General features: G+C 66.3%; 28 protein-coding genes. 5 read left to right on the top strand and 23 right to left on the bottom strand.

Annotation, left to right across the window (positions count from 1 at the left end; genetic code table 11):
• Window positions 1-36: 36 nt before the first annotated feature.
• The gene (locus C8J25_RS07355) at window positions 37-2,031 is read right to left on the bottom strand and encodes an autotransporter assembly complex protein TamA (protein ID WP_107953718.1); all 1,995 of its coding nucleotides are present in this window, start codon (window positions 2,029-2,031) and stop codon (window positions 37-39) included.
• A 132-nt stretch (window positions 2,032-2,163) separates the two neighbouring features.
• On the opposite strand from C8J25_RS07355, the gene C8J25_RS07350 reads away from it, so the two are divergent.
• A complete protein-coding gene (locus C8J25_RS07350; protein ID WP_146173313.1) occupies window positions 2,164-2,361 on the top strand; it encodes a hypothetical protein in 198 nt (65 codons plus the stop codon).
• 217 nt (window positions 2,362-2,578) lie between these two features.
• Here the strand turns inward: C8J25_RS07350 and C8J25_RS07345 are convergent, their stop codons facing one another.
• Genes C8J25_RS07345 through nadC form a run of 3 tightly spaced genes read right to left on the bottom strand, consistent with a single transcriptional unit; the run spans window position 2,579 to window position 4,651 of the window.
• Complete coding sequence (locus tag C8J25_RS07345) at window positions 2,579-3,292, bottom strand: ribonuclease T2 family protein (protein WP_107953714.1); 714 nt, start codon at window positions 3,290-3,292, stop codon at window positions 2,579-2,581.
• The gene (locus C8J25_RS07340; protein ID WP_107953712.1) at window positions 3,289-3,747 is read right to left on the bottom strand and encodes a hypothetical protein; all 459 of its coding nucleotides are present in this window, start codon (window positions 3,745-3,747) and stop codon (window positions 3,289-3,291) included. Before C8J25_RS07340 ends, C8J25_RS07345 begins: the two co-directional genes overlap by 4 nt.
• Window positions 3,748-3,799: 52 nt before the next feature.
• Window positions 3,800-4,651 (bottom strand): carboxylating nicotinate-nucleotide diphosphorylase, encoded by an 852-nt coding sequence (nadC, locus tag C8J25_RS07335; RefSeq protein ID WP_107953710.1) that lies wholly within the window; start codon window positions 4,649-4,651, stop codon window positions 3,800-3,802.
• A 166-nt stretch (window positions 4,652-4,817) separates the two neighbouring features.
• On the opposite strand from nadC, the gene C8J25_RS20675 reads away from it, so the two are divergent.
• The gene (locus tag C8J25_RS20675; protein ID WP_167397683.1) at window positions 4,818-4,970 is read left to right on the top strand and encodes a hypothetical protein; all 153 of its coding nucleotides are present in this window, start codon (window positions 4,818-4,820) and stop codon (window positions 4,968-4,970) included.
• An 85-nt stretch (window positions 4,971-5,055) separates the two neighbouring features.
• Here the strand turns inward: C8J25_RS20675 and nadA are convergent, their stop codons facing one another.
• From nadA to C8J25_RS07305, 6 genes are all read right to left on the bottom strand, one after another.
• Complete coding sequence (nadA, locus tag C8J25_RS07330) at window positions 5,056-6,039, bottom strand: quinolinate synthase NadA (protein WP_056057445.1); 984 nt, start codon at window positions 6,037-6,039, stop codon at window positions 5,056-5,058.
• Window positions 6,040-6,068: 29 nt separating this feature from the next.
• On the bottom strand, window positions 6,069-6,794 hold the full coding sequence (locus C8J25_RS07325; RefSeq protein WP_107953708.1) for a DUF4230 domain-containing protein: 726 nt from the start codon (window positions 6,792-6,794) through the stop codon (window positions 6,069-6,071).
• On the bottom strand, window positions 6,776-7,633 hold the full coding sequence (locus C8J25_RS07320; RefSeq protein WP_107953706.1) for an MBL fold metallo-hydrolase: 858 nt from the start codon (window positions 7,631-7,633) through the stop codon (window positions 6,776-6,778). The genes C8J25_RS07325 and C8J25_RS07320 overlap by 19 nt, the downstream gene beginning before the upstream one ends.
• A 249-nt stretch (window positions 7,634-7,882) precedes the next feature.
• Window positions 7,883-8,206, bottom strand: coding sequence for a Grx4 family monothiol glutaredoxin (gene grxD / locus C8J25_RS07315; protein WP_056057434.1), 324 nt, complete (start codon window positions 8,204-8,206; stop codon window positions 7,883-7,885).
• A gap of 11 nt (window positions 8,207-8,217) precedes the next feature.
• On the bottom strand, window positions 8,218-8,448 hold the full coding sequence (locus C8J25_RS07310) for a BolA/IbaG family iron-sulfur metabolism protein (protein ID WP_056489106.1): 231 nt from the start codon (window positions 8,446-8,448) through the stop codon (window positions 8,218-8,220).
• 1 nt (window position 8,449) lies between these two features.
• Window positions 8,450-8,773 carry a DUF1476 domain-containing protein gene (locus tag C8J25_RS07305; RefSeq protein ID WP_107953704.1) on the bottom strand — a complete coding sequence of 108 codons (324 nt, stop codon included), beginning with the start codon at window positions 8,771-8,773 and terminating at the stop codon, window positions 8,450-8,452.
• 161 nt (window positions 8,774-8,934) lie between these two features.
• On the opposite strand from C8J25_RS07305, the gene C8J25_RS20670 reads away from it, so the two are divergent.
• A complete protein-coding gene (locus C8J25_RS20670; RefSeq protein ID WP_167397682.1) occupies window positions 8,935-9,078 on the top strand; it encodes a hypothetical protein in 144 nt (47 codons plus the stop codon).
• Window positions 9,079-9,102: 24 nt separating this feature from the next.
• Here the strand turns inward: C8J25_RS20670 and C8J25_RS07300 are convergent, their stop codons facing one another.
• The 9 genes from C8J25_RS07300 to C8J25_RS07260 all read right to left on the bottom strand — a co-directional run bounded on the left by C8J25_RS07300 (window position 9,103) and on the right by C8J25_RS07260 (window position 16,554).
• The gene (locus tag C8J25_RS07300; RefSeq protein ID WP_208622549.1) at window positions 9,103-10,101 is read right to left on the bottom strand and encodes an NADPH:quinone oxidoreductase family protein; all 999 of its coding nucleotides are present in this window, start codon (window positions 10,099-10,101) and stop codon (window positions 9,103-9,105) included.
• The gene (gene leuD, locus C8J25_RS07295; RefSeq protein ID WP_056489099.1) at window positions 10,064-10,693 is read right to left on the bottom strand and encodes a 3-isopropylmalate dehydratase small subunit; all 630 of its coding nucleotides are present in this window, start codon (window positions 10,691-10,693) and stop codon (window positions 10,064-10,066) included. Before leuD ends, C8J25_RS07300 begins: the two co-directional genes overlap by 38 nt.
• Before the next feature lie 97 nt (window positions 10,694-10,790).
• Window positions 10,791-12,227 carry a 3-isopropylmalate dehydratase large subunit gene (leuC, locus tag C8J25_RS07290; RefSeq protein ID WP_425275456.1) on the bottom strand — a complete coding sequence of 479 codons (1,437 nt, stop codon included), beginning with the start codon at window positions 12,225-12,227 and terminating at the stop codon, window positions 10,791-10,793.
• Between the two features lie 153 nt (window positions 12,228-12,380).
• A complete protein-coding gene (locus C8J25_RS07285) occupies window positions 12,381-13,262 on the bottom strand; it encodes an alpha/beta hydrolase (RefSeq protein WP_107953700.1) in 882 nt (293 codons plus the stop codon).
• Window positions 13,262-13,945 carry a glutathione S-transferase family protein gene (locus C8J25_RS07280; protein ID WP_107953698.1) on the bottom strand — a complete coding sequence of 228 codons (684 nt, stop codon included), beginning with the start codon at window positions 13,943-13,945 and terminating at the stop codon, window positions 13,262-13,264. The genes C8J25_RS07285 and C8J25_RS07280 overlap by 1 nt, the downstream gene beginning before the upstream one ends.
• The gene (locus tag C8J25_RS07275) at window positions 13,945-14,580 is read right to left on the bottom strand and encodes a 3-oxoacid CoA-transferase subunit B (protein WP_093399662.1); all 636 of its coding nucleotides are present in this window, start codon (window positions 14,578-14,580) and stop codon (window positions 13,945-13,947) included. Before C8J25_RS07275 ends, C8J25_RS07280 begins: the two co-directional genes overlap by 1 nt.
• Window positions 14,580-14,888, bottom strand: coding sequence for a DUF5076 domain-containing protein (locus C8J25_RS07270; RefSeq protein ID WP_107953696.1), 309 nt, complete (start codon window positions 14,886-14,888; stop codon window positions 14,580-14,582). Before C8J25_RS07270 ends, C8J25_RS07275 begins: the two co-directional genes overlap by 1 nt.
• Window positions 14,888-15,709: a 5'-nucleotidase, lipoprotein e(P4) family gene (locus C8J25_RS07265; protein WP_244186867.1), complete on the bottom strand. Its 822-nt coding sequence runs from the start codon at window positions 15,707-15,709 to the stop codon at window positions 14,888-14,890. The genes C8J25_RS07270 and C8J25_RS07265 overlap by 1 nt, the downstream gene beginning before the upstream one ends.
• A 134-nt stretch (window positions 15,710-15,843) precedes the next feature.
• Window positions 15,844-16,554 carry a CoA transferase subunit A gene (locus tag C8J25_RS07260; RefSeq protein ID WP_107953694.1) on the bottom strand — a complete coding sequence of 237 codons (711 nt, stop codon included), beginning with the start codon at window positions 16,552-16,554 and terminating at the stop codon, window positions 15,844-15,846.
• Between the two features lie 104 nt (window positions 16,555-16,658).
• Here C8J25_RS07260 and C8J25_RS07255 point away from each other — a divergent pair, with 104 nt between their 5' ends.
• The gene (locus tag C8J25_RS07255) at window positions 16,659-18,299 is read left to right on the top strand and encodes a thiamine pyrophosphate-binding protein (protein WP_107953692.1); all 1,641 of its coding nucleotides are present in this window, start codon (window positions 16,659-16,661) and stop codon (window positions 18,297-18,299) included.
• Between the two features lie 292 nt (window positions 18,300-18,591).
• Here the strand turns inward: C8J25_RS07255 and alaS are convergent, their stop codons facing one another.
• Together alaS and C8J25_RS07245 are read right to left on the bottom strand one after the other, a co-directional pair.
• Window positions 18,592-21,243, bottom strand: coding sequence for an alanine--tRNA ligase (gene alaS / locus C8J25_RS07250; protein WP_107953690.1), 2,652 nt, complete (start codon window positions 21,241-21,243; stop codon window positions 18,592-18,594).
• 334 nt (window positions 21,244-21,577) lie between these two features.
• Window positions 21,578-22,858: a M24 family metallopeptidase gene (locus tag C8J25_RS07245; RefSeq protein WP_107953688.1), complete on the bottom strand. Its 1,281-nt coding sequence runs from the start codon at window positions 22,856-22,858 to the stop codon at window positions 21,578-21,580.
• Between the two features lie 71 nt (window positions 22,859-22,929).
• On the opposite strand from C8J25_RS07245, the gene C8J25_RS07240 reads away from it, so the two are divergent.
• Window positions 22,930-24,267 (top strand): dicarboxylate/amino acid:cation symporter, encoded by a 1,338-nt coding sequence (locus tag C8J25_RS07240; RefSeq protein ID WP_107953686.1) that lies wholly within the window; start codon window positions 22,930-22,932, stop codon window positions 24,265-24,267.
• 228 nt (window positions 24,268-24,495) lie between these two features.
• Here the strand turns inward: C8J25_RS07240 and C8J25_RS07235 are convergent, their stop codons facing one another.
• Both C8J25_RS07235 and C8J25_RS07230 read right to left on the bottom strand, forming a co-directional pair.
• Window positions 24,496-25,119, bottom strand: coding sequence for a glutathione S-transferase family protein (locus C8J25_RS07235; RefSeq protein WP_107953684.1), 624 nt, complete (start codon window positions 25,117-25,119; stop codon window positions 24,496-24,498).
• A 16-nt stretch (window positions 25,120-25,135) separates the two neighbouring features.
• Window positions 25,136-25,972 (bottom strand): class I SAM-dependent methyltransferase, encoded by an 837-nt coding sequence (locus tag C8J25_RS07230; RefSeq protein WP_107953682.1) that lies wholly within the window; start codon window positions 25,970-25,972, stop codon window positions 25,136-25,138.
• Between the last annotated feature and the right edge of the window lie 214 nt (window positions 25,973-26,186).

Genomic DNA, 26,186 nt, shown 5'->3' with positions numbered 1-26,186 from the left:
AGGCGATCCGGCGCTTTGGAAGAGTGACCTCTTCGGTCAAAATGCCTGCCCCAGCGAGACGTAGACGGCGATGCGGCTGTCGCCGGGCTGCGGGTTGATCGGGGTCCCGACGTCGAGGCGGATCGGGCCGAAGTTCGAATAATAGCGCACGCCGATGCCGGTGCCGTATTGCAGCCCGGTGAATTTCGGCAGCGGCGAGGTGTAGATATTGCCCGCGTCGAGGAACGGCACGATCCCGAAACTGCCGAGGACGCGGACGCGTGCCTCGATCGAGAATTCGGTCAGGCTGCGGCCGCCGATCGGGTCGTTGTTGGGATCGCGCGGGCCGATCGACTGATAGCCGTAACCGCGCACCGACGCGCCGCCGCCGGCGTAGAAGCGGCGTGACGGCGCGACTTGGTCACGCGGCGCGCCGACGATGGTACCGAGCCGGGTGCGCGCGGCGAGCACCACCCGATCGCCGAACGGTTGGTACACGCTGCCGTCGAACTGCGTGCGCGCATAGCCGAACACCGAGCCCTGCAACGAGACTTCGGGGCTGACCCGGCCGCCGAGGCGGAAGCCCCTCGTTGGGTTGAGCAGATCGTCCGAGCCGTCGTAGTTGAGGCTGGTCGGCAGCGCGCCGATGAAGAAGGTGCGGCGCCGTGGTGCGCCCGTCGAGAGGATCACGTCCTGCTCGTCCGACGCGAGCAGTTCGGCGCCCACGGACCATGTCCAGGTCTTCTGGAAGAAGATGTTGGTCTGGCGCTCCAGCGTGCCGGCGAGCGAATAGGTCTTCGCGTCGTACGCGTCGCGGTTGGTATGCGCGGCCGACGCCTGGAGCGTCAGCACCCGGTCTCGTGCCTTGAAATTGTTGCGACGGAAGACGACCGAGCCGAGCTGTTCCTGCGTTCCCAGCACGCCGCGCAACGTCAGCGCGCCTTCGGGCGGGAACAGGTTGCGATGCGTCCAACTGAGTTCCGCGCGCGCGCCTTCGCCAGTACCGTAGCCGAGTTCGCCCGCGACGGTATGCGGCGGCGCGCGATCGAGCCTCACGGCGATGTCGACGGTGTCGGGGGTGGCACCTTGGACCGGTTTGAGATCGACCGCGGAGACGAGACTGGTCTGGATCAGCGCGCGGCGGAGGTCGTCGAGCTTTGTCGCGTCGTAAAGGTCGCCGGGCGAGAAGCGTGCGATTTCCGCGACATGGTCCGCGCCGAATACGCGGTTGCCGGGCAGCGCGACGACCTGTCCGAACTTGCGCGCGCCGCCGGGTTGAACGGACAGGTCGAGCGTTGCTGTGCGCGTGGCATGGTCGACGACGATCGCCGGATCGCCGACCTTGGCGAACGGGAAGCCCTCGCGGCCGATCTGCGTCGTCAGCTTGGCTTGCCCCGCGACGATCGCATCGGAATTGACCGGGTCCTCGGGCTTCACGCCGAACGCAGTCGTCAGGCCCGGCGCCTTGTCACCTGCCGCGGCGATGCCGTCGATCGTCACGCCCTTGAACTTGTAGAGCGTGCCGGGGGTGGCCGAGAGCACGACCATTGGTTTCGCACCCGGCTCGACGCGCGTGACGACGTTGGCGTCGTAATAGCCTTCCGCGCGGAGCAGGCTGTTGAGCAAATCGGCATCTTCGCGTGCGCGACGATCGAGTTGCGCGGCGTTGGCGGCCTGATGATCGTTCGCGTCGAGCGTCGATAGCTGCGCGAACCGTTGGCGGAGCAACGCGTCGTTGATCCCGTCGATGCCGTCGATCCGCCAGGCGTAGCGGCTCTCCGCATTGGCATCGACCGCAGCGACCGTGGCGGCCGGGTCCATTGGCGACGTGGCGAGATCGGGCCAGGCGACGCCGATGTCTGGCAACGGCGCGAGCGGCGAATTGGGGTCGAGCGACATCGGTGGGTCGGCGGTTGGCGTTGCTTGCGTTTGCGTCGGCACAGACGGGGTTTGTGCTCCTGCGGCACGTATGCCCGCGCAAGGTAGCGCACCCGCTGTCGTCAGAACGAAAAAGACGGCGGCCGGCCCGGCTCGCCCGACGCGGAACACCATGTCCGGCTCCTAGCCGGGCTTGTCGTTGCGGAACAGTATCTAACGCCGTATTTCCGCCACGTTTCGTCCGGGGGGCGGAACAGGTGTGCCGTGTGGCTGGCATCCCATGGCTGCGCGTGGCAGGACATGGCGATGGCCGATCCGACTTCCCGCGACACCCTCCCCCCCCACAAGGACCCGAGCGCTGCGGGCGGGTTCCTCGTCGCGCTGGGGATGCTGGGCGGTGCGGGGGTCGGCTTTGCGATCGGGGAGGCGACGCCTGGGTTTCTGGTTGGGACTGGGGTCGGCGTGCTGGCGGCGGTACTGGTTTGGTTGAGGGACCGGCGGTAGGGGCATCGCTCCTCATTTCCGTTCGTCCCGAGTAGTCGTCGAGTAGCTCCAACGGAGCGTATCGAGACGGCGTATCGAAGGACAGGTTGGCGCGGGTAACCCATGCTTCGATACGCGCCCTCGATACGCTCCTTGCGGAGCTACTCGGTCTCTACTCAGCACGAACGGAATGTGGCGTGGGGCCCCGTACCATGCTGATTTAGCGACCACCTACCGCCTATCGGCTACCGCGCCAGATCTGAAGCGGTGCGCTCGGGTTCAGTCCGCCCTGATGCACGGGGCAGCGGCGGTAGCGGAAGCGGCGGTCCAGGCAGATCCAGACCTCGTCGAGCCAGCCCTGCTTCGTCGCGGTGACGCGCATCATGTCGGGCTTCAGGCCGGGATTCGCCCCCGCCATCGCCGCAGCGAACCGGCCCGCCGTCAGCGGTGCTCGCGACAACGCGTCCATGTCCGGATACCGAAGCTTGCCGTACAGCCCGGCGGACTGGTTGAAATACTTGGCCGGACGATAGCCGGGCATACAGGTGCCGTGCTTGGCCCATTCGTGCTGGAGCAACTGCGCGGACGGCGTCGTGCAGAGATGCGCGCGGATCACCGGCGGCGGGACGAACTCGGCGTCATGACAATATTGTGGCCAGTCCTTGCCGACCCCGTCCGGCCACAGACCGTGCAGCGTAAAGCCGAACCGGTTGCCCGCCCCGCACTGGAAGGTCGATCCGGTGCGATCGCCATTCTCACGGCAATATTGCGGCGCCCAAGTGATCGCGAGCGTGTAGCTGCCGATCGGGATATCGCGCTTCGGCTGGCTCTCCGACGGCAGGTCCGGGCGGACGCGCTCGACCGACGCGGGGGTCGAGCATTGATAAGCCTGCGCCTGCACGACGCTCGGCAACGCGATCACCACGGCGGCAAGGGTCAGCCTGGAGATCATGCGACGTTCCCTCTGTCGGTATCCGTGTCGAAATCGGCGTCGTCGTCCTCACCGAACCAGGCTTTGCTGCCGGGCCGGAAGAGGTGGACGGCGGCGGCGACGTAGAGTGCTTCTGCGATGAGCGAGAGGATCGATGCCGTGCCGACGATCGCACTACCCGTCGCGAGCGTCGCAAGCGCCTGAACGGCGGCCCAGGTCGACAAAGCCGCGAGGATCACGACCACCCATTTCGCGACGACGCTCGGCGCGCGCGCGGTGAAGTACCAGAGCAGCACCGTCACCGCGATCCCGATGGCCTGGAACGTCGGCAATATCCACGTCGCCTTGGCGAGTACCGGATAGGCGGTGACGATCGCCTCGCGCTGCGTCCAGGTCATCGCCGCGACGACCGTATCCAGTATGAACGCTGCCCAATAGAGGCGCTCGTAGCGAACGATGGCAACCGGCCTGATCATGGTCCTACTCCCTGACCTGGCCAGCCGAAGGCCCGCGCCGGATCTGGCGGAGCTATTCGACGGTCGCGAAGTCCAGCCCTATATCTGCTGCGGGCGCCGACTGCGTCAAGCGGCCGACCGACACATAGGTCACACCAGATTCAGCAATCGCGCGGATGGTGTCGAGATTGACGCCGCCCGATGCCTCGGTGGGGACACGACCGGCGACGAGCGCCACCGCGTCGCGCAACATCGCTGGCGGCATATTGTCGAGCAGCAGATGCGTCGCGCCCGCCTCCAGCGCCGGCTCGATCTGGTCGATGTGGTCGACCTCGACGATGATCTGCGCGATTCCCGCGGCCTTTGCGCGACGAACCGCCTCGGCGACGCCACCGGCAACCGCGACATGATTGTCCTTGATCATCGCGGCATCCCACAGACCCATGCGGTGGTTCTGCGCGCCGCCCATCCGGGTCGCGTATTTCTCCAGCACGCGCAGGCCGGGGATCGTCTTGCGCGTGTCGAGCAGGATCGCGCCGGTGCCCTCGATCGCGTCGACATACGCGCGCGTCATCGTGGCGATGCCCGACAGATGCTGGACGGTGTTGAGCGCGGACCGCTCCGCCGTCAGCATCGCGCGCCCTGCCCCTTCGAGCCGCATGAGTTCGGTGCCGGCGGCCACCTGCTGCCCGTCGTGGACGAGGCGTTCGATCCGCACGCCCGGGTCCAGCGCGCGGAAGAAGGCTTCGGCGAGATCGAGGCCAGCGACGACGATCGGATCGCGGCTGCCCATGACGCCGGTGAACCGTGCGTCGGCGGGAATCACAGCGGCCGAGGTTATGTCGCCGATAGTGCCGAGATCCTCGGTCAGCGTTGCCGCGACGAAGGCGTCGATATCGAACGACTCGGGCAATGCTGTCTTCACCTGTCGTCTCCGGATTGTTCGTCGAAAAGATGCTCGGCGCGCGGTGCCAAAAAATAGACGGTCGGAACAGTGACTTCACGGTTCATTCGACTCATCGAATTATTTTTCCGGTATAGGAACCATTCGATACTTCGAGGGTTTGCCGATCACTACCGAGGATATTCTTATGCCCACCACCACGATGGCCGATACCGCACGCCTGCATGCCCTGCTGGACGAAGCTCTTACGCTGGCCGATACGCTGCAGCTGCCGCTTGCCGCCATCCATATCGACCAGGCGCTCGCCCAGTTGAGCGGTGCCGACGTCCCGGCACTCTGAGCGCGCCCTGATCTGAACTATTCCTGATGTGACCGCGCCGGGTTGGAATAATCCAGCCCGAACGGCGGCCAATTGAAACGGGCCGTCACTTCGGCCCGAGATCACCCTTCCCGACGGTATTCGATGCCATCGACAGCATGCGGTCGAGGCTTTTCTTCGCCTGGAGCCGAAGCCCCTCCTCGATCTCGATCCGCGGCGAGAGATCGCGTAGCGCGACGTACAGCTTTTCGAGCGTGTTGAGCGCCATGTACGGGCAGATGTTGCAGTTGCAGTTGCCGTCCGCGCCGGGCGCACCGATGAAGCGCTTGTTCGGGAGCGCCTTTTCCATCTGGTGGATGATGTGCGGCTCGGTCGCGACGATCAGCGTGTCGCCGGGCATCGCGAGCGCATAATCGAGGATCCCGCGCGTCGAGCCGACATAGTCAGCATGATCGAGAATGATCGGCGGGCATTCGGGGTGCGCCACCACGGGCGCACCGGGGTGCTGCGCCTTGAGCTTCATCAGCTCGGTTTCGCTGAACGCCTCGTGGACGATGCACACGCCCGGCCACAGCAGCATGTCGCGGCCGGTCTTCCGCGCGAGATACCCGCCGAGATTGCGGTCGGGGCCGAAGATGATCTTCTGCTCGGGCGGGATCTGCGCCAGGATCGTGTCCGCCGACGACGAGGTGACGATGATGTCGGAGAGCGCCTTCACCTCGGTCGAGCAGTTGATGTAGGTCAGCGCGATGTGATCGGGGTGCTTCGCGCGGAAGGCGGCGAACTGCTCGGGCGGGCAGCTGTCCTCGAGGCTGCAGCCGGCATCCATGTCGGGGAGCACGACGATCTTGTCGGGCGACAGGATCTTGGCGGTCTCGGCCATGAACCGCACGCCGCAGAATGCGATCACGTCGGCATCGGTGGCCGCGGCCTTGCGCGACAGGTCCAGACTGTCGCCGACGAAATCCGCCAGATCCTGAAGCTCTGGCTTCTGATAATAATGCGCGAGGATGACGGCGTTCTTCTCCTTGCGGAGGCGCTCGATCTCTGCGCGTATGTCGATGCCGGCGAAGTTCTGCTTCAATTCCATGGTCGTATCCCGAGTTTAGCGCCCGTCTTCTAGCGACGATTCCCTAGCACGTCCTGCAGCGAGCGCGAGGTATCCCAGCGTTCCGCGTTCGCGGTCGGCTCGTCGGCGAAGCGCACTGCGACGGTCGCGTCGATTCCGGCAGCCCGCAGCGGCATCGCGAAACTGCGTTCGACCGCACGACGCGTCGCGTCGCGCGCGAGCTTGATCATCGCGGGCTCGCGCGCCTGGCGGATCAATTCGATCTGGCCGGCGCGACGGTTGGCGGCGTCGAGGCGCTTCTCGACATCGGTGAACGTGGTCAGCACGCCGCCCGACCCATATTCACGGACCGCGTTGAGATCGACCTGCGGGCCATCGGCCTCGACGGCCGGCAAGCGCACGGACAGCGTCTTCGAAGTGCCATCCCACGCGACATCGGACTGGGTCAGCTTGGCCATGTCGACTTCGTAGCGGACCATGCCGGGCATGATCAGCGTCTTCTCGGTGGTAAAGCCGAGCTGCGACTGTTTCGAGGTGACGACCGCGACGTAACGCGCGGCGAACGCCGACAGGCGGTTCTGCTCGCGCAGTCCTTCAAGGCTCGCGCTGGCGATCGTCGTCGGGTCGGGCGTGAGCCGGTCGCTGACGTAGCGCTGCACCCCCCAAAGCACGAGCAGCCCTGCGAGGACGAGGATCAAGACGATTCCGACGGCCTTAGCCAGGAACGGGGCCACGCCGCTCTTGCGTACGGGTTCGGTCACGCTGTCGTTCGCCATGTCTCGCCTTCCTCGATAACCAGTCCGCGGGTTTGCAGGTCGTACAGGTGTGCCAGCACCGATCGTGCAGCGGCGGGCACGAGTTGCGGGCCGAGACCGACATACATGCGCTCGACCATCGCCGGGATCGGCCGCGCGCCCTCGCGGAGCAGGCGGAGGATCTGCCCTTCGCGTTGCTTGCGGTGGCCGAGCATGCCGCGAACGAGGCGTTGCGGCTTGTCGATCGCCTCGCCGTGGCCAGGATAATAGATGCGGTCGTCGCGCCCCATCAGCTTTTCGAGGCTGGCCATGTACGCCGTCATATTGCCGTCGGGCGGCGAGACGATCGTCGTCGACCAGCCCATGACGTGATCGCCCGAAAACAGCGCCTTCGTCTCGGGGAGCGCGAAGGCGAGATGGTTCGAGGTGTGGCCAGGCGTCGCGATCGCCTCCAGCGTCCAGCCTTCGCCGGTGACGGTATCGCCCTCGGAAAGAACGCGGTCGGGTGCGTAGGCGGCGTCGAACGACGCGTCTGCGCGCGTACCCGGATCGGTCAGGTCGAACGGCGCCGCGCCGACGATCGGGGCGCCGGTGAGCGACTGGAGCGGACGCGTGGCGGGGCTGTGATCGCGGTGGTTATGCGTGACGACGATCGCCTCGACCGGGCGGCCATCGATCGCGCGCAGCAATGCGTCGATGTGCGCGGGATCGTCGGGGCCGGGATCGATCACGGCAAGATCGGTCGCGCCGACGATGTGCGTCTGCGTACCCGTATAGGTGTAGGGAGAGGCGTTGGGCGCGAGCACGCGAACGACGAGCGGCTCGAGCTGGATCGGGATACCGGTCGGATGCTCAGCCATGGATGCGAGATGGCGGCTCGACGCGGCGATGGCAAGACCTCGTTAGTCTCGGAAAGCTGTCGGAAACTCTTACAGGCCGACGCCGGGCCAAACCTGGATTAACTATCGAACGTCGCCAAAACTGCGAACGGCAGGTTCTGGCACAGGCCGTGCAAATACTATTCCGTCACCGAACGCGAACGCGTTCACAGGGTGGATCGACCGCTTTGCCTTCCGGTCTCGCGTCGATCCATCCACCCGGTGCCTCGATCAGTTGGCCTTCTGCGTCTCGAACAACTGCGCCAGCTCGCCGCTCTCATACATCTCCATCATGATGTCGGAGCCGCCGACGAATTCGCCATCGACGTAAAGCTGCGGGATGGTCGGCCAGTCGGAATAGCTCTTGATACCCTGGCGGATACCCTGGTCCTGCAACACGTCGACGCTCTCGAACTCAACCTCGAGATGGTTGAGGATCGCGATCGCGCGGCTGGAAAAGCCGCACTGCGGGAACAGCGGGCTGCCCTTCATGAACAGGACTACCGGGCTGGCTTTTACCAGGGCGTCGATGCGGGCGTTGGAATCGTCGGTCATGTCTTCGGTCCTCAGGAGATTGCGGTCGTAAGCTGTAGTGCGTGCAGGACGCCGCCCATCCGACCGCCGAGCGCGGCATAGACGGCCTGGTGCTGCTTCACCCGGCTCATCCCGGCAAAGCTGGCGGCGGTGACCTTGGCGGCATAATGATCGCCGTCGCCCGCGAGATCGGTGATCTCGACCTGGGCATCGGGGATCGCGTCCTTGATCATTGCTTCGATATCGTTGGCAGCCATCGGCATATCAATGCGACTCCAGCAATTGGCGACGCGCCTCGATCATCTGTTGCGCCAGCGCGCGGCGGACGGTGGCCTCGTCATGGTCGAGACCGGCCGCGGTCAGGTCGCCGACCAGTTTTCGCACGACATCGTCGTCGCCGCCGCCTTCCATGTCGGCATGCACGAGCGCGGTGGCATAGGCGTCCGTCTCTTCAGGGGTCAGCTGCATTTCATGCGCCGCCCAGCCACCCAGCAGCCGATTGCGACGCGCCGTTATCCGGAAGGCCATCTCTTCCTCGCGCGCGAAATTCGCCTCGCTGGCGCGTTCGCGGTCGTCGAAAGTGGTCATTGCGCAGGTCCCCGTTCAGCCTTGTCGTCGGCCCCGAGATAGGTCGCAGGGCGCCGCCGCGCAACAATCGACGAAAACGTACAAAAACTACTGGAACAATGGTGCAGTTGTAACGATATATAAGTCGATCACGTGACACAGTGCACGGATAGGAGAGTGATATGTCGACGCTATCCCAACTACCATCCGTTCCCCTGGCCAAGGCGCGTGCCACGCCGCCGGTCATGCATGGGCTTGCCTACGGAATTTTTGCGTCGATGGCGATGTGGGGCGCGATCGCTGCTGTTGCGTACAACGTGTTTTAAACCCCCTGTAGAGGCGGCTTTTATTTAGCCGACCTCTACGACCAGTTTCCCGATAGCACCGCGAGCCGCCATCTTCCCGATAGCCTTACCACCGTCCTCGAACGCAAATGTCTCGGTTACGCGTGGCGCGATCCTTCCCGCTTGCCACAGATCGAACAGCGTTTCGATATGCGCCTGGTTCGCCTTCGGATCGCGCGCTGCGAATGCTCCCCAGAATACGCCGCAGACGTCACAGCTTTTGAGCAGCGTCAGGTTGAGCGGGAGTTTCGGGATGCCGGCGGGGAAGCCGACGACGAGATACTTGCCCTCCCACGCGATCGATCGCAGCGCCGGCTCGGCATAATCGCCACCGACCGGATCGTAGATCACGTGCGCGCCGTCGCGACCAACCGCGGCCTTGAACTGCTCGGCGAGCGCCTTCGACTGGTCCTTGTCGAACGGGGCGCGGGCGTAGATCAGCGTTTCGTCGGCGCCCGCGGACTTGGCGGCGGCGGCCTTCTCCTCTGACGAGACCGCGGCGACGACCTTTGCGCCGAACGCCTTGCCGAGTTCGATCGCGGCGAGCCCTACCCCGCCGGCCGCGCCGAGCACGAGCAAGGTCTGCCCGGCCTTGATATGGCCGCGGTCGAGCAGTGCGTGGATCGTCGTGCCGTAGGTGAGGATGAGCGAGGCACCCTCGGCGAAGCTGCGGCCTTCTGGGAGGCGATAGAGCTTGGCGGGGTCGGCAATGACCTTCTCGCACAGGCCGCCGTGACCGAGCATCGCGATCACGCGGTCGCCGACTGCCCAGCCGGTGACGCCTTCGCCGATCGAGTCGATCGTGCCGGCGATCTCGCCGCCCGGTGCGAACGGGCGTTGCGGCTTGAACTGGTATTTGTCCTCGATGATCAGGACGTCGGGGAAGTTGATCGCACAGGCCTTGACCGCGACGACGACCTGTCCGGGGCCTGCTACCAAATCGGGCAGCTCGACCATTTCCAGAGTTTCAGGTCCGCCGACTGCCTTCGACACCAATGCTCGCATACCCACTCTCCACCGTCGTCCAGGGGCGATTCGATGCGACCGCCTCCTCGAATTTCGAAATCTGGGTATCCCTTGCCAGCGTCAGGCCGACTTCGTCCAGCCCTTCCATGAGACACTGGCGACGGAATGCGTCGAGTTCGAAGGTGAAGCGGTCCTGGAACGGGGTGGTGACGGTCATCGTCTCGAGATCGACGGTGACGGTCTGGTCCTTGGCGACCTCCAACAGGCGGTCGATCGCTTCCTGCGGCAGCACGACGGGGACGATGCCGTTCTTGAACGCGTTGCCTGAGAAGATGTCGGAAAAGCTCGGCGCGATCACCGCGGTGATGCCCATGTCGGCGAGCGCCCACGCGGCATGCTCGCGGCTGGAACCGCAGCCGAAATTATCGCCCGCGATCAGGATCGGCGAACCGGCATAGCGCGGGTCGTCGAAGATGTTGCCGGGTTGCGCGCGGACCGTCTCGAACGCGCCGCGGCCGAGGCCGGTGCGCGTGATCGTCTTCAGCCAGTGCGCTGGGATGATGACGTCGGTGTCGATGTTCTTCGCGCCCCAGGGATAGGCGCGGCCCGAGACGGTCGTGACGGGAGTCATCGCTGTTCCGTGCGCTCCGGAACCACACGCGCTGATGCGACATAGGCCGCGACGCCGCTGATCATCGCGCCAGCCGCCAGCAATACGAAAACCTTCTTCATGCTCTTTCCCCCATCAACTCTCTGACGTCGCTCAGCTTACCGGTCACCGCCGCCGCCGCCGCCATTGCGGGTGATACCAGATGCGTGCGCGCTCCGGGACCCTGTCTGCCGACGAAATTACGGTTCGACGTGGAAGCGCAACGCTCCCCCGCAGGGACTTTGTCCGGGTTCATCGCGAGGCACATCGAACAGCCCGGTTCGCGCCATTCGAAGCCGGCGGTGATGAAGATCCGATCGAGCCCCTCGGCCTCGGCCTGACGCTTGACGAGACCCGATCCAGGGACGACCAGCGCCCGCACGCCGGTCGCGACATGGCGGCCGTCGGCGATCGCGGCGGCGGCGCGCAGGTCCTCGATACGGCTATTGGTGCAGCTGCCAATGAAGACGTGCTGGATCGTGACGTCGCGCATCGCGGTGCCGGCGGTGAGTCCCATGTAATCGAGCGACTTCTGCGCGGCGGCCTGCTTGGCAGGATCGGCGAAGCTCGATGGTTCGGGGACGAATCCGGTGATCGGCACGACGTCCTCGGGACTGGTGCCCCAGGTGAGACCGGGGGCAATATCGGCGGCGTCGAGCGTGACTGTCTTGTCGTAGCGCGCGCAGGGATCGGTCGCGAGGCTGCGCCACCACGTCACCGCGCGGTCCCAGTTCTCGTCGGTCGGGGCCATCGGGCGGCCGTTCAGATACGCGAAGGTCGTGTCGTCGGGCGCGATCAGGCCGGCGCGCGCGCCCGCCTCGATCGACATGTTGGCGATCGTCAGTCGGCCTTCGATCGACATGTTGCGGATCACGCTGCCGGTGAATTCGATGACGTGGCCGGTGCCGCCCGCGGCGCCGATCTTGCCGATGATCGCGAGGATGACGTCCTTCGGGCTGACGCCGAAGCCGAGTTCGCCGTCGACGCGGACTTCCATCGTCTTAGCTTGCGACAACAGCAACGTCTGCGTGGCGAGGACGTGCTCGACTTCGCTGGTGCCGATCCCGAACGCCAGCGCGCCGAGTGCGCCGTGTGCGGAGGTGTGGCTGTCGCCGCAGACCAGCGTGGTGCCGGGGAGCGTGAAGCCCTGCTCGGGGCCGACGACGTGGACGATGCCCTGCTCGATCGCGGTCGCATCGATATAGTCGATGCCGAACTCAGAGGTGTTGCGGCGGAGTGCGTCGAGCTGTTGCGCGCTTTCGGGGTCGGCGATCGGCAGGACGCGACCGGCGGCATCTTTCCGCGCGGTAGTCGGGAGGTTGTGATCGGGGACGGCGAGCGTCAGGTCCGGGCGGCGGACTTTGCGGCCTGCCACGCGGAGGCCTTCGAAGGCCTGCGGGCTGGTGACTTCGTGGACGAGGTGGCGGTCGATATAGATCAGGCAAGTGCCGTCGTCGCGGCGTTCGACGACATGCGCCGCCCAGATCTTTTCGTACAGCGTTTGCGGAGTGGCCATGATGGAGCGCGCGGTAACCGAAAAGGGGTGCTGCGCCAAGGTTGTATGTAATTTTCGGTCGTTCAGAGGAGCCGGGGTCACGCTCAGAGGAAGCTTGTTCTCCCGCGAAGACGGGAGCCCAGACTGGGTCCCCGCCTTCGCGGGGAAACAAGATTACCGCGCGGGCATCGTCTTGTTCAGGAACGCGACGCTGTCGGCCAACACGGGCGCCTTGCCGCGGAACGGCTTCGACAATGCCATCGCGACGTTCTCGTGGCTCAATCCGGGGTAATCGATGTGGGTCACCGGCGCGCCGAGCGCCTGCAGCCGCGCGGTGAGGTTGATCGCGTTGTGCGGCTTTACCTGCGTGTCGTCGCCGGCGGTGATCAGCAGCATCGGCGGGGCGTCGGCGCGCGCGAAGTGGATCGGCTGGGTCATCACCGGGTCGGCGGCGCCCTGCATCGCATCGATCGCGCGCTTGGCGGTGAAGGGGTAGAAGTCGTAGGGCCCGCACAGGCCGACCGCGGCCTTGATGATGTGCGGGTCGACGCCTTCCGCCTTCAGCCAGCGCTGGTCGAGCGTCAGCATCGCCACGGTGTAGGCACCCGCGGAATGGCCGGCGACGGCGATCCGGTTCGGGTCGCCGCCGGACTGTGCGATGTGGTCGCGGGTCCATTTCACCGCTTCTGCTCCGTCCTGGACGAAGGCGGGGAAGCGGACGTCGGGCACTTTGCGGTAGTCCGGCATGACGACGACGTAGCCCGCCTTCGCATAGGCGCGGGCGGCGAACGCGTAGGCGCCGCGCGAGCCGTGAACCCAGCCGCCGCCGTACCAGAAGATCAGCACCGGCAGGCCGGTCTTGACGCCGCCGGACGGGCGCCAGACGTCGAGCTTTTGGCCGTGCGTGCCGAACGGGACGTCTTCGCGGATGCGGGCGGTGCCGCGACCGCCGCCCATCACGCCGTCGAGGACGCTGAGCGTGCCGGGGCCTGCGGTGAACGCCGTGCCCGCGATCAGGATGACGATCAGCGCTATGACGATCGCGGCGCGGCGCATCAGCGGCGGAAGTCCGCAGTGATCGATCCGTATGTCGCGAGGTCGGCCTCGTGGCTTTCCTCGCGCCATGTCTCAGCGAGCGCGGTCGCTTCCCATTCGCGCATCGCCGGGTGGGCGATGATCCGCTCGACCCAGGCGAGTCCAGCCGCACCGACGTCGATCCCGTAGGTCCGGACGCGAAACGCGACCGGCGCATAGAAGGCATCGACGGCGGTGAACTGCGCGCCTGCGAGCCAAGGTCCACCGAACCGGTCGAGTCCCTCGCTCCAGAGTTCGGCGATCCGCGCGACGTCGCGCTCGAGCGCATCGCTACCGGGGGCGGCGTCGACGCGGACGCCGACGTTCATCGTCCGCTCGTTCCGCAGCGCGGAGAACCCGCCATGCATTTCGGCCGTCGCGCAGATCGCCCACGCGCGTGCCTCGGCGTCGGAAGGCCAGACGCCGTCGTGGCGTTCCGCAAGGTAGAGGACGATGCCGAGCGAATCCCAGACCGTCCGCTCGCCGTCGATCAGCACCGGCACCTGCCCGGTCGGCGAGAAGGCGCGGAACGCCTCGTAATTGACGGGCTCCAGGAACGGCTCGATCCGGTCCTCGAAGTCGATGCCGAGCACCTTCATCAGGACCCAGGGGCGCAGCGACCAGCTCGAGTAATTGCGGTTCGCGGTGACGAGGGTGTAGCCCATCAGGCGGTGTAGCGTGCGGTGGTCTTCGCGGCGATCTCGTCCGCGGTGACGCCCGGCGCCATCTCGACCAGCTTGAACGGGCTGTCGTGATCGGGGCGCTGGAACACGGCGAGATCCGTGACGATCATGTCGACGACGTTCTTGCCGGTCAGCGGCAGCGTGCACGACGGGATGAACTTCGGCGTGCCGTCCTTGGCATTGTGGTCCATCACGACGATGATCTGCTTGACGCCTGCGACCAGGTCCATCGCGCCGCCCATGCCCTTGATCATCTTGCCGGGGATCATCCAGTTGGCGATGTCGCCGCCTTCGCTGACCTCCATCGCGCCGAGCACCGTCAGGTCGATGTGGCCGCCGCGGATCATCGCGAAGCTGTCCGACGAGCTGAAATAGACCGACGAAGGGAGTTCGCTGATCGTCTGCTTGCCGGCGTTGATCAGGTCGGCGTCCTCCTCGCCCGCGTACGGGAACGGGCCGATCCCGAGCATGCCGTTTTCCGACTGGAGCGTGACGGTCATCCCCTCGGGGATGTTGTTCGCCACCAGCGTCGGGATACCGATGCCGAGATTGACGTAATAGCCGTCCTTGAGTTCCTGCGCCGCGCGCGCGGCCATCTGGTTACGGTCCCAGGGCATCAGTGCATTCCTTCCTGGATGGTAGTGATGGTCGTGAATTGTTCGCGGAGTTCGGTGCCGACGCCGTCGACGATCGCCTGCAACGCGGCGTCCTCGTCGAGGCCCCAGGTGCCCGCATAGGCGCGCGCGGCGTGGCGGATCGTGTCGGCGAGGAGATAGCCGAACACGGTCGGATCCTCGAGGATACCCGCGTCGATCAGCACGTTGCTGCCGGCGCCATTGGTGATCCAGATCCGCGCGACCTCGACCGATTCGCCGGTGAGTTGCGCGCCCTTGTCGAGCGCGATCGCGTTTGGGTGGTCGGCCATCAGCGTACGCCTCCTGTCGGGGCCCAGCGGACTGCGGGCGGGAATACCTCGTCGCGCTTGCCTTTCAGCGCGGTGCCGTAGACGGGGTTGGGGAGGACGAACCACCCTGCTCCCCATTTCGCGGCAATCGCGGGCGACTGGACCGTGGCGCGACGCGCGGCGGGGGTCTGGCCGGCGTTGAAGAGGTCGCTGAAGTCGCCGAGCTGGTCGCCCCCCATCGCGACGACGCAGTAGCGCGCAGCGATCGTTGCGCGGCGGCCGTCCTTCTTCGAGCCCATCGCGTCGTCGCCGGCCAGGAACAGCGTCTCGCCGTGGCGGGCTGGGCCGAGGCCGGCGGCTTCGATCGTGGCTTCAGTCTGTGCGGCGTTGGCGGCGGAGCGGTTGGTGTTGAAGATCACCGTGACGCCCATCGCGCGGAGTTGCGTAAGCGCGGCGCGCGCGCCGGGGACGGGGGCGACCTGCTTGACGCCGGTGCGCTCCCAATCCTGCCAGCGGGGATCGGACCAGGGCTGACCGGAGGACGCATCGTATTCGAAGCCGAGGTTGAGGAGGACGGTTTCGTCGACGTCGAACACTGCTGCTTTGGGTTTGATGCCGCAGGTGGTCCAGGTGGGTGCGGCTAGCGAAGCGCCTTGGGCCAGGACCACGGAGGTTGGCATGTGTTGTGTGCGGACGTATCCGACGAACGCGTTCCAGGCCTGGATGCTGACTGCTGCGGCTTCGCCCGAGGCGTAGAGATACTGCATGCCGGCGGGGACGCCGTTAACGGTCACCGGTGCAGAGATGACCGGCGCCGTCGCTACCGAGGTTGGCGCGGACACGCTTACGCACCCCTGCAAAACCAGTGCCCCTGCGAACGCAGGGGTCCAGGATACCAAGCGCCCCGCCCGCGACCCTCGGCTCCTGCGTGCGCAGGAGAACGGGGAGCGCTTGCGATCAACCATCAGGCCTGACTTCACGCGGAAACCCGCTCGCGGACGGTGCGGAATTCGATCTGTTTGTCGTACGGCGCACCGACGATCATCCGCTTCACGTAGATGCCCGGCAGGTGGATCGTGTCGGGGTCGAGGCTCCCCACGGGGACGATCTCCTCGACCTCGGCGACGCAGATCTTCCCCGCGGTCGCCATCGGCTGGTTGAAGTTGCGCGCGGTCTTGCGGAAGATGAGGTTGCCGCTTTCGTCCGCCTTCCAGCCCTTGATGATCGCCAGATCGGCGTGGATGCCGCGTTCGAGGATGTATTCCTGGCCGTCGAAGACCTTGGTTTCCTTGCCCTCGGCGACCTGCGTGCCGACGCCGGTCTTGGTGTAGAAGCCTGGAATGCCCGCCCCCCCTGCCCGGCAGCGTTCGGCGAGCGTGCCCTGCGGGCAGAACTCGACCTCGAGTTCGCCGCTGAGATATTGCCGCTCGAATTCCTTGTTCTCGCCGACATAGGACGAGATCATCTTCTTCACCTGGCGCGAGCGGAGCAGTTTCCCCAGCCCCTGCCCGTCGATCCCGGCATTGTTGCTGGCGATCGTCAGGTCCTTCACGCCCGACGCCTCGATCGCGTCGATCAGCCGCTCGGGGATGCCGCACAGCCCGAACCCGCCCGCGCAGATCGTCATGCCGTCGAACAGCACGCCTTCGAGCGCCGCCGCCGCGTCGGTGTAGAGCTTGTTCGCCATGCATCCTCCTCAGGTCTTTGGCCTCGCATAAAGCGCGGCGGCAGCGACGGCAACGCCTCGACTTCGCGCGCGCCGCCTGGCTAGGATGCGGCGAGGAGATTTGCATGACCCAGCGTACCGGCGGCCGCATTCTGGTGGATCAACTCATCGCACAAGGGTGCGACCGCGTCTTCACGGTGCCGGGGGAGAGCTTCCTGGCGGTACTCGACGCGCTGCACGATACGCCCGCGATCGATCTCGTCGTGTGCCGGCAGGAGGGCGGCGTCGGGTTCATGGCGTGCGCGGACGGGACGCTGACGCATCGGCCCGGGGTGGCGTTCGTGACGCGCGGGCCGGGCGCGACCAACGCTTCGATCGGCGTGCATGTCGCGATGCAGGATTCGCAGCCGATGATCCTGTTCGTGGGCGATATCGATCGCGGCACGCGCGACCGCGAGGCGTTCCAGGAGATCGATTTCCAGGCGATGTTCGCGCCGATCGCGAAGTGGGCGGCGCGGATTGACGATGCGCGGCGGATCCCCGAATATGTCGCGCGCGCCTATGCGACGGCGATGTCGGGGCGGCCTGGGCCGGTCGTATTGGCGTTGCCAGAGGACATGCTGCTCGACGTGGTCGACGCGGTCGATCGGCCGCGGGTCGAGCGGGTGGCGCAGGCTTGCGACGCCGACACGATGGACCTGCTCGCGGATTTGCTGACGACGGCGGAGCGGCCGGTGGCGATCGTTGGGGGTGCGGGCTGGGATGTCGCGGCGTCGGGGGCGTTCTCGACCTGGGCGGATCGTAACGGCATTCCGGTGGCGGCGGCGTTTCGGCGGCAGGATGCTATTCCGAACGACTGCCCGGTTTGGGCCGGGAACCTGGGGTATGGGCCTAATCCGAAGCTGGTCGAGCGGGTGAAAGCCGCGGACCTACTCCTGGTAGTCGGGCCGCGGCTCGGGGAGGCAACGACCGACGGCTACGCGCTGATCACGCCTGATCATCCGGGGCAGCGGCTGATCCACGTCCATCCCGATCCTGACGAGTTGCACCGGGCGTATCGCGCGGATGTCGCGGTATGTGCGGGGATGGAAGAGTTTTCCGAGGCGTTGCTGGCGGTCGACTTGCCGCCGCGAACTGCCGGGTCGGAGGCGCATGTGGAATGGCTTGCGTGGTCGACGCCGGCGCCGCGGGATCTGGTGATGGACCTGGGGCCGTGCGTGACGGCGATGCGCGAGCGGCTGACAGCGGATGCGATCATCTGCAACGGGGCGGGGAATTACTCGGGGTGGTGGCACCGTTACTGGGCGTATGCCGGGCCCGGGACACAGCTTGCGCCGACTGCCGGGGCGATGGGGTACGGCGTACCGGCGGCGGTCGCGGCGTCGTTGCGGCATCCGGAGCGGACTGTGGTCGCGCTCGCGGGGGACGGGTGTTTCCTGATGAACGGGCAGGAGTTGGCGACTGCGGTGGCGCATGGTGCGGACATGCTGGTGATTGTCGTGGATAATGGCGGGTACGGGACGATCCGGATGCATCAGGAGCGGGAGTATCCGGGGCGGGTTTCGGGGACCGGGTTGCAGAACCCAGACTTTGCCGCGCTCGGGCGGGCTTATGGGTGTTGGGCGGAAACCGTCGAGCGGACCGAGGATTTTGCGGGGGCGCTGGAGCGGGCGATGTCGCGGGGCGGGGTGCGGATGTTGCACTTGGTGACGGATATCGAGGCGATTACCGCTGGGACTACGCTGGCGAAGGTGCGCGGGGGCTGAGCCGTCTTCTGAAGTAATGCCCAACGCTCGACACGAGCACCACCCCGGCGAAGGCCGGGGCCCAGTTGGGGGACGGCGATAACAAAGGACCGCGCTCCGTTATTACCACCTTTCCAGCTGGGCCCCGGCCTTCGCCGGGGTGGAGATAGTTGTAGCGGGCGACTTCATCAGCGCAGTCTGTTCCCCCGGCGAAAGCGGGAGGCCAGGAGCCAAGGCAGCTAGCGGTACTTAGCTGGCCCCTCGCGTCCGCGGGGGAACATTGCTTGGGGTTAGTGTGCGGCGATGGCGAGTTTCAGGCGCCCGCCGCCTCCAGCTTTGCTCGCACCGCCGCGACTGCTTCCGCAGCCTTTTCGCCGTCGGGGCCACCGCCCTGCGCCATGTCGGGACGGCCGCCGCCGCCCTGCCCGCCTAGCGTCGAGACCGCGATCTTGAGCAGGTCGACCGCGTTGTAGCTCGCCACCAGATCCGCCGTCACGCCGACCGCGACCGAGGCGCGGCCGTCGTTGATCGCGACCATAACCGCGATGCCCGAGCCGAGGCGCTGCTTGGCTTCGTCGACCGCGCCGCGCAGGCCTTTCGCTTCAAAGTCGTTGAGCACCTGGCCGATGAACGCGACGCCGCCGACCTGTTCGGGGCCAGCCGCTTCGCCCGAACCGCCGCCCCCCAGCGCCAGCGCCTTCTTCGCCTCAGCGAGTTCGCGTTCGAGGCGGCGACGGTCTTCGAGGAGGGACGCAACACGTGCCGGGACCTCGTCGGGGGTCGACTTCAGGACTGCCGCCGTCTCGCGGAGGCGGTCGTCACGGCTGGTCAGATAGGCGCGCGCCGCCTCGCCGGTGAGCGCTTCGACCCGGCGGATGCCGCTGGAGACCGCACCTTCGCCGACGACCTTGAACAGGCCGATGTCGCCGAGCGCGGTGACGTGCGTGCCGCCGCACAGCTCGATCGAATAGGTCCCGTCCTCGGTCGAGCCCATCGACACGACGCGGACCTCGTCGCCGTATTTCTCGCCGAACAGCGCCATCGCGCCCATCGCGATCGCGTCGTCGGGGGTCATCAGCAGTGTCGTCACGGCGCCGTTGCCGCGGACCTGCGCGTTAACGTCGGCCTCGACCTGCGCGATGTCGGCGGGGGTCATCGCGACCGGCTGCGAGAAGTCGAAGCGCAGGCGGTCGGGCGCGACGAGGCTTCCCTTCTGCGCGACGTGCGTGCCGAGGCGTTCGCGGAGGGCCTCGTGCAGGAGGTGCGTCGCGGAGTGGTTGGCGCGAATCTGTGCGCGGCGGGCGACGTCGATCTGGAGCTTGACCGGGTCGCCGACCTTGATCTCGCCCGCGTCGACGATCGCGTGGTGGACGAACACGCGGCCGAGCTGCTTCGAGGTCTCGGTGACGTTCGCGCGCAGGCCGCTATCGTTGGAGATGTGGCCGGCATCGCCGACCTGGCCGCCGCTCTCGCCGTAGAAGGGCGTCTGGTTGACGACGATCGCGACGGTGTCGCCGGTGGTGGCGTGGTCGACGCGCGCGCCGTCCTTGACCAGTGCGACGACCTCGCCCTCGCCGGTATCCGATGCGTAGCCGAGGAATTCGGTGCCGCCGGTCTGCTCGACGATGTCGAACCAGATGTCGTCCGAGGCCTTCGCGCCCGAGCCCTTCCAGGCGGCACGGGCGGCGCGCTTCTGCTCGGCCATCGCGGTGTCGAAGCCTTCGCGGTCGACCGCGATGTTGCGTTCGCGCAGCGCGTCCTCGGTCAGGTCGTACGGGAAGCCGTAGGTGTCGTAGAGCTTGAACGCGACGTCGCCCGCCAGCGTGCCGTCGGTCATCCCGGTGGTCGCTTCGTCAAGCAACTTCAGCCCCTTGTCGAGCGTCTGGCGGAAGCGCGTTTCCTCCTGCTGCAACGTCGCCTCGATCAGCGGGCGTGCGCGCGACAGTTCGGGGTACGCGGCGCCCATCTCGGTGACGAGTGCGGGAACGAGCCGGTGCATCAGCGGCTGCTTGGCGCCGAGGATGTGCGCGTGGCGCATTGCGCGGCGCATGATCCGGCGCAGGACATAGCCGCGGCCCTCGCTCGCGGGCAGCACGCCGTCCGCGATCAGGAAGCCCGCAGTGCGCAGGTGATCGGCGATCACGCGGTGGCTGGCGGTGTTGGCGCCGTCGGTCGCGGTGTGCGTCAGCGCGCCCGAGGCCGCGATCAGCGCCTTGAACGTGTCGGTGTCGTAATTGTCGGTGACGCCCTGCATGACCGCGGCGATGCGCTCGAGCCCCATGCCGGTGTCGATCGACGGCTTGGGCAGGTTGCCGACGATCTCGGCATTCTCCTGCTCATATTGCATGAACACGAGGTTCCAGATCTCGACGAAGCGATCGCCGTCCTCGTCGGGGCTGCCGGGAGGACCGCCGAAGATGTGGTCGCCGTGGTCGTAGAAGATTTCCGAGCACGGCCCGCACGGCCCGTTGTCGCCCATCGACCAGAAATTGTCCTTGGTCGGGATGCGGATGATGCGGTGATCGGGGAGGCCGGCGACCTTCTTCCAGAGATCGAACGCCTCGTCGTCGGTGTGGTAGACCGTTGCCGTCAATTTATCCGGCGACAGGCCCCATTCGCGCGTGAGCAGCGTCCAGGCGTGGACGATCGCCTGTTCCTTGAAATAATCGCCGAACGAGAAATTGCCGAGCATTTCGAAGAAGGTGTGGTGGCGCGCGGTGTAGCCGACATTGTCGAGATCATTGTGCTTGCCGCCGGCGCGGACGCATTTCTGCGACGAGGTCGCGGTGGTGTAGGGGCGCGATTCGAGGCCGGTGAAGACGTTCTTGAACGGCACCATCCCGGCGTTGACGAACATCAGCGTCGGGTCGTTCTGTGGCACGAGCGGTGCGCTGGGCACGATCTGGTGCCCCTGCGATCCGAAATAGTCGAGGAAGCCGCGGCGGATGTCGTTCGTCGATGTCATGCGCGGGGACTTAGGCGAGCGGGGCGGTTCGCTCAAGTGAGGTGTGTGGGGCTCGCCTTGCACGCATCGCATTGAAACGAAGATAGCTTGTTTCCCCGCGAAGGCGGGGACCCAGACTGGGCTCCCGCCTTCGCGGGAGAACAAGGAGGCGTGGGCTGCGGTTCGGTAAGAGCCGCCGTTTGCCACAATGCACCACCCCGGCGAAGGCCGGGGCCCAATTGGAGAGGTGGAAATAATGGAGAGCAGCGCTTCGTTATCGCCGTCCCCCAATTGGGCCCCGGCCTTCGCCGGGGTGGTGGTGTTGGTGGAGGGGGTGGCGGTCCTTGGGCGTCCCTTACCCCAACGGTGCGTCGATCGACTTGGGCGGTTCGCTGAACCATTTCGGCCCGGCATCCGTCATGTGGAAACAATCCTCGATCCGCACGCCGTACCGTCCGGGAATGTAGATCCCCGGTTCGTCCGAGAAACACATTCCCGCCGCAAGCTTGGTCGTCTCGCCGCGGACGAGGTTGACGGGTTCGTGGCCGTCCATGCCGATGCCGTGGCCGGTGCGATGCGACAGCCCGGGAAGCTTGTACCCCGGCCCGTAGCCCAGCGTCTCGTAATGCCGACGGACCGCGTCGTCGACGCTGCCAGCGGGTGCACCGATCTTGGCGGCGGCGAACGCGATCTGCTGGCCTCGGGCGACTTGGTCCCACGTCTTGCGCTGGTCGACGGTTGCCACGCCGTGGACCCAGGTGCGCGAGATGTCGGACTGATAGCCCTGCACGGTGCAGCCGCAGTCCATCAGCACGACCTGGCCGTCGGCGACGCGGTGGATCTCGCGGCTTCCGTGCGGATAGGCGGACGCCTCGCCGATCAACGCGAGCGCGAATTCGGGCGCGCCGCCCAGTTTCTTGGTCGCGGCGTTCATCAACGCGCCGATCTCGGGGCCGGTCATGCCCTTCTCGACGCGCGGCTTGGTCCAGCGATAGGCGGCGAGCGTGACTTCGGTCGCTGCCTGCATCAGCGCGATCTCGGCGGGGGTCTTGATCATGCGGCAGGTGCGGACGACCGGGTCGGCGGACACGATCTTCGCCTCGGGCAGCACGCGCGCGAGTCCGGCATAGGCGAAGTAGCGCACCTCCGCCTCCAGCCCGACCGGCCGCGTTACGAGCTTTCGGTCGCGCAGGAACCCGGCGACCACGGCGAGCGGGTTCTCGTCCTCCTGCCACACGCGCACTTCGGCCGGGACGGCGAGCGTCTCGCGCACCGAGGGCTCCTCGAAGAACGGCGTGACGATGCACGGTTCGCCCTCGACCGGGAGGATCGCCAGCGTCAGCCGCTCGCTCGTGTGCCAGCGGACGCCGGTGAAGTAGATCATCGACGATCCCGGCTCGATCAGCACCGCGCCGATGCCCGCCGCCCTCATCAGCGATTGCGCGCGGACCAGCCGCGCGACGCGTTCGGTGGCGTCGATCGGTCTGGTCGCGCCGGTGATGTCGGACAGCGCCGACAGGTCGGGCTCGGCGGCGCGGAGAATCGCGCTGGTCGACAGCAACGGCGCCGCGATGGCGAGGCTCAGCAGGTCGCGACGCGAGGGGCTGAAGGCGGGCTTGTGGGATGCGGTCGACATCGCCGGACGATAGGGTCCTTGACCCGGGCGCCGCAATCCCCTTCCCTGTCGCCAATTCTCGGGAGCGATTAATGGCCAAGCGGCTAACCTATTACATCTTGTTCGGCCTCGTCGCGGGGATGGTCGTCGGCTGGATCCTGAACGCGTCGATCGACGACGGCACGGCCGAGTCCGCAGAACGGCTGAAGGACATCGCCGGCTATTTCTCGATCGTGACGACGCTGTTCCTCCGGCTCATCAAGATGATTATCGCGCCGTTGGTATTCTCGACGTTGGTCGTGGGCATCGCGCATATGGGCGATACCGGCGCGCTGGGCCGGGTCGGATTGCGTAGCCTCGGCTGGTTCATCTGCGCGAGCCTGTTGTCGCTCACGCTGGGCCTGATCCTGGTCAACGTGTTGCAGCCGGGCGTCGGCCTCGCGCTCGCGATCCCGCCCGCGACCGCGTCGAGCGGCGTCGACCGCGCGGCGTTCGATCTCGCCAAGTTCATCACGCACATCGTTCCCGATTCGATGATCGCGGCGATGGCGGGCAACGAGATCCTCCAGATCGTCGTGTTCTCGGTGTTCGTCGGCGTCGCGATCACCGCGGTCGGCGAGAAGGCCGCGCCGCTGGTCAAGGCGATCGAGGCGCTGGTCGCAGTGATGCTCCAGATCACCAATTACGTGATGCGGTTCGCGCCGTTCGCGGTGTTCGCGGCGGTGACCGCGACGCTCGCCGAGCGGGGGCCGACCATCCTTGGTCAGCTCGGCTATTTCATGTTGAGCTTCTATATCGGCCTTGCGCTGCTGTGGGCGATGCTGATCGGGATCGCGTTCCTGTTGATCGGCCCGCGGACGCGGTTGCTGGTGCGGTATATCCGCGATCCGTTGATCCTGGCGTTCTCGGCGGCATCGTCGGAGGCGGCGTATCCGCGGACGCTGGAGGCGCTCGACCGGTTCGGCGTGCCGCCGCGGATCGCGAGCTTCGTGCTGCCGCTGGGCTATTCGTTCAACCTCGATGGGTCGATGATGTACATGACGTTCGCGTCGCTGTTCATCGCGCAGGCGTACGGCATCCACATGCCGATCGGGCAGCAGATCGCGATGCTGCTGGTGCTGATGGTGACGTCGAAGGGCATCGCGGGGGTGCCTCGCGCGTCGCTGGTGGTGATTGCGGGGACGCTGTCGATGTTCAAGATCCCGGAGGCGGGGATCCTGTTGATCCTGGCGGTGGATCATTTCCTCGACATGGGGCGCTCGGCGACGAACGTGATCGGGAATGCGGTGGCGGCGACCGTGGTGGCGAAGTGGGAGGGCGGGCTCGACGAGCGCGAGCCGGCTGATCGGGATTTCCCGCATGCGCCTACCGGGCATGGGCCGAAGGTGGACGTGGACAGCTACGAGAAGATCGGGCCGGGGCAGGTTTGAGGCTAGTCGGCGATCTTGAACCGGTAACTTCTCAAGGCTGCCCTTTTACGCTGGCGGACCACTGAAGAAGTACCACCCCGGCAAAGGCCGGGGTCCAGTTGGGAGACGCCAGTGATCACCGTAGCGCCTGGTTATTTCGACCTTTCCAACTGGGCCCGGCCTTCGCCGGGGTGGTGTTCGAGGACAGGTAGTATTGTTGGCTCCGATCTGTTTCCCGACTCGCACTACTCAAGCGTAGGCGTAGGGGCCGCCCTTGTTGAGCCCGGCCTGATACGCTGGCCGTGCGTGGACCTTTGCCAGGCACGCGATCGTCGCGGGACGGGACTCGTTGAGACCGCCGCGGCTGCGGGCGGCTTCGAGGGGGAAGCTCATCATGATGTCGGCTGCGGTCATCTCAGCGCCGGCGAACCAGGGGCGCTTTGACAGTTCGGATTCGACATAGTCGAGGTGGACGTCGATCATCGGCTGGATCTTCTTGGTCGCCGCTTTGCCCAGGATCGGGATGCGCGCGAGGACGAGCTTCAGCAGCAGCGGCGGCATCATCGAGCCTTCCGCATAGTGCAGCCAGAAACGGTAGCGCAGCGCGTCGGCGCGGTTGGCGGGGGCACCGAGCTTGCCGTCCGCCTTGTCGACGAGATATTCGACGATCGCGCCGGTCTCGGCGACCACCTGGCCGTCATCCTCGATCACGGGCGACTTGCCGAGCGGGTGGACCTGCTTGAGTTCGGGCGGAGCGAGCATCGTTGCCTTGTTCCGCTCGTAGCGCTTGATCTCGTAGGGCAGGCCGAGTTCCTCGAGCATCCAGAGAATCCGCTGCGATCGCGAGTTTTCGAGGTGGTGGACGATGATCATGCGGGCTCCCCTATTCCTAATTCGTCGATTTACGCGCGGTCCAGATCCAGGCGGCGGCGGGGAATTCCACCGTGTCGCCGTCTCGGTACCGGTCGCAGACTTGGGTGAGACGCGCGATGTGGCGCTCGCGTTCCTCGGGGGCGGCGTCTCGGATGGCGGATGCTGCGGGGCCGATGCGGCGGAAATAGTCGACGGCGTCGGCTACGGGGTCGGCGCCCTCCCCTGCCCGGTAGGCGAAGTCGAGACGCTCGGGTGCCGCGACGTGCCAGCCTGATTTTCCGAGGATGCTCGCGACATAGGTTGGGTCGGCGAAGGCAAAGGGGCCGGGTGCGGTGCTTGCCGGAGCGTCTGCATCGCCGCCGGTCGCGGTGATGATTTCGGTGGCCCAGCGGTTGGCGGCGCGGTCGGCGAAGCAGGAGAAGACGAAAGTGGAGTTGGGGTCGGCGGCTTCGGCTAATGTCGTGAAGGCGGCGACGGGGTCCGCGAAGAACATAACGCCGTGGCGGGAGACGTAGAGGTCGATGGGGGCGTGGTTCGGGGCGGCGGCGGTGATGTCCGCGCACTTGAAGCTGGCGTTGGTTTGGGTTTTGGCGCGGTGTTTGGCGATCTCGATCAGGTTTGGTGAGAGATCTATGCCGGTTATTTGTGCGGTCGGGATCGCTTGGGCGGTGGTGAGTGAGGTTGCGCCGGCGCCGCAGCCTATGTCGATAATCTTGCGGGTTTGGGGGGTGGCGGCGGACAGGATCGCTGCGTTCAGGTGCGGTTTCAGGTTGGTGAAGCTGCGATCGGTTCGGCGCCATTCCGCGGCCCAGACATCGCCTATTCTGCCGGTCCAGTCGTAGGTGGTGGTCATGGGCTGGGGTGCTTTTTCGGTTGCGGTCGGGGCGGTGGTTTGGAGTGAAGTATAGGAAGTGTAGACGCTGGCGTGGGTTTGGTGTTGCGGGGTTTCGAGACTTTCCCAAAGCTCGCGCCCTGCCCTTCGCTTCCTTGTTTCCCCGCGAAGGCGGGGATCCAGACTGGGCTCCCGCCTTCGCGGGAGAACAAGGAGGGGGTCGGCTCGTTCAAGA

The organism is Sphingomonas faeni (genome assembly GCF_003053745.1).
Lineage (GTDB): Bacteria > Pseudomonadota > Alphaproteobacteria > Sphingomonadales > Sphingomonadaceae > Sphingomonas > Sphingomonas faeni.
The sequence above is the reverse complement of the archived record's forward strand: the minus strand, read 5'-3'. Positions and strand labels throughout refer to the sequence as shown.

Excerpts from the sequence above, each read along its gene's own strand:
- C8J25_RS07300 (WP_208622549.1), bottom strand. The coding sequence starts at position 10,101 with ATGCGAGCATTGGTGTCGAAGGCAGTCGGCGGACCTGAAACTCTGGAA.
- C8J25_RS07305 (WP_107953704.1), bottom strand. The coding sequence starts at position 8,773 with ATGACCACTTTCGACGACCGCGAACGCGCCAGCGAGGCGAATTTCGCG.
- C8J25_RS07235 (WP_107953684.1), bottom strand. The coding sequence starts at position 25,119 with ATGATCATCGTCCACCACCTCGAAAACTCGCGATCGCAGCGGATTCTC.
- C8J25_RS07275 (WP_093399662.1), bottom strand. The coding sequence starts at position 14,580 with ATGCCCTGGGACCGTAACCAGATGGCCGCGCGCGCGGCGCAGGAACTC.
- C8J25_RS07340 (WP_107953712.1), bottom strand. The coding sequence starts at position 3,747 with ATGATCAGGCCGGTTGCCATCGTTCGCTACGAGCGCCTCTATTGGGCA.
- C8J25_RS20670 (WP_167397682.1), top strand. The coding sequence starts at position 8,935 with ATGTCGACGCTATCCCAACTACCATCCGTTCCCCTGGCCAAGGCGCGT.
- C8J25_RS07230 (WP_107953682.1), bottom strand. The coding sequence starts at position 25,972 with ATGACCACCACCTACGACTGGACCGGCAGAATAGGCGATGTCTGGGCC.
- C8J25_RS07325 (WP_107953708.1), bottom strand. The coding sequence starts at position 6,794 with ATGGCGAACGACAGCGTGACCGAACCCGTACGCAAGAGCGGCGTGGCC.
- leuD (WP_056489099.1), bottom strand. The coding sequence starts at position 10,693 with ATGACTCCCGTCACGACCGTCTCGGGCCGCGCCTATCCCTGGGGCGCG.
- C8J25_RS07240 (WP_107953686.1), top strand. The coding sequence starts at position 22,930 with ATGGCCAAGCGGCTAACCTATTACATCTTGTTCGGCCTCGTCGCGGGG.
- C8J25_RS07280 (WP_107953698.1), bottom strand. The coding sequence starts at position 13,945 with ATGGGCTACACCCTCGTCACCGCGAACCGCAATTACTCGAGCTGGTCG.
- C8J25_RS07350 (WP_146173313.1), top strand. The coding sequence starts at position 2,164 with ATGGCCGATCCGACTTCCCGCGACACCCTCCCCCCCCACAAGGACCCG.
- alaS (WP_107953690.1), bottom strand. The coding sequence starts at position 21,243 with ATGACATCGACGAACGACATCCGCCGCGGCTTCCTCGACTATTTCGGA.
- C8J25_RS07260 (WP_107953694.1), bottom strand. The coding sequence starts at position 16,554 with ATGGCGAACAAGCTCTACACCGACGCGGCGGCGGCGCTCGAAGGCGTG.
- nadA (WP_056057445.1), bottom strand. The coding sequence starts at position 6,039 with ATGGAATTGAAGCAGAACTTCGCCGGCATCGACATACGCGCAGAGATC.
- C8J25_RS07270 (WP_107953696.1), bottom strand. The coding sequence starts at position 14,888 with ATGGCCGACCACCCAAACGCGATCGCGCTCGACAAGGGCGCGCAACTC.
- C8J25_RS07345 (WP_107953714.1), bottom strand. The coding sequence starts at position 3,292 with ATGATCTCCAGGCTGACCCTTGCCGCCGTGGTGATCGCGTTGCCGAGC.
- C8J25_RS07320 (WP_107953706.1), bottom strand. The coding sequence starts at position 7,633 with ATGGCTGAGCATCCGACCGGTATCCCGATCCAGCTCGAGCCGCTCGTC.
- grxD (WP_056057434.1), bottom strand. The coding sequence starts at position 8,206 with ATGACCGACGATTCCAACGCCCGCATCGACGCCCTGGTAAAAGCCAGC.
- C8J25_RS07245 (WP_107953688.1), bottom strand. The coding sequence starts at position 22,858 with ATGTCGACCGCATCCCACAAGCCCGCCTTCAGCCCCTCGCGTCGCGAC.
- C8J25_RS07285 (WP_107953700.1), bottom strand. The coding sequence starts at position 13,262 with ATGCGCCGCGCCGCGATCGTCATAGCGCTGATCGTCATCCTGATCGCG.
- C8J25_RS07255 (WP_107953692.1), top strand. The coding sequence starts at position 16,659 with ATGACCCAGCGTACCGGCGGCCGCATTCTGGTGGATCAACTCATCGCA.
- C8J25_RS07310 (WP_056489106.1), bottom strand. The coding sequence starts at position 8,448 with ATGCCGATGGCTGCCAACGATATCGAAGCAATGATCAAGGACGCGATC.
- C8J25_RS20675 (WP_167397683.1), top strand. The coding sequence starts at position 4,818 with ATGCCCACCACCACGATGGCCGATACCGCACGCCTGCATGCCCTGCTG.
- C8J25_RS07355 (WP_107953718.1), bottom strand. The coding sequence starts at position 2,031 with ATGGTGTTCCGCGTCGGGCGAGCCGGGCCGGCCGCCGTCTTTTTCGTT.
- leuC (WP_425275456.1), bottom strand. The coding sequence starts at position 12,227 with ATGGCCACTCCGCAAACGCTGTACGAAAAGATCTGGGCGGCGCATGTC.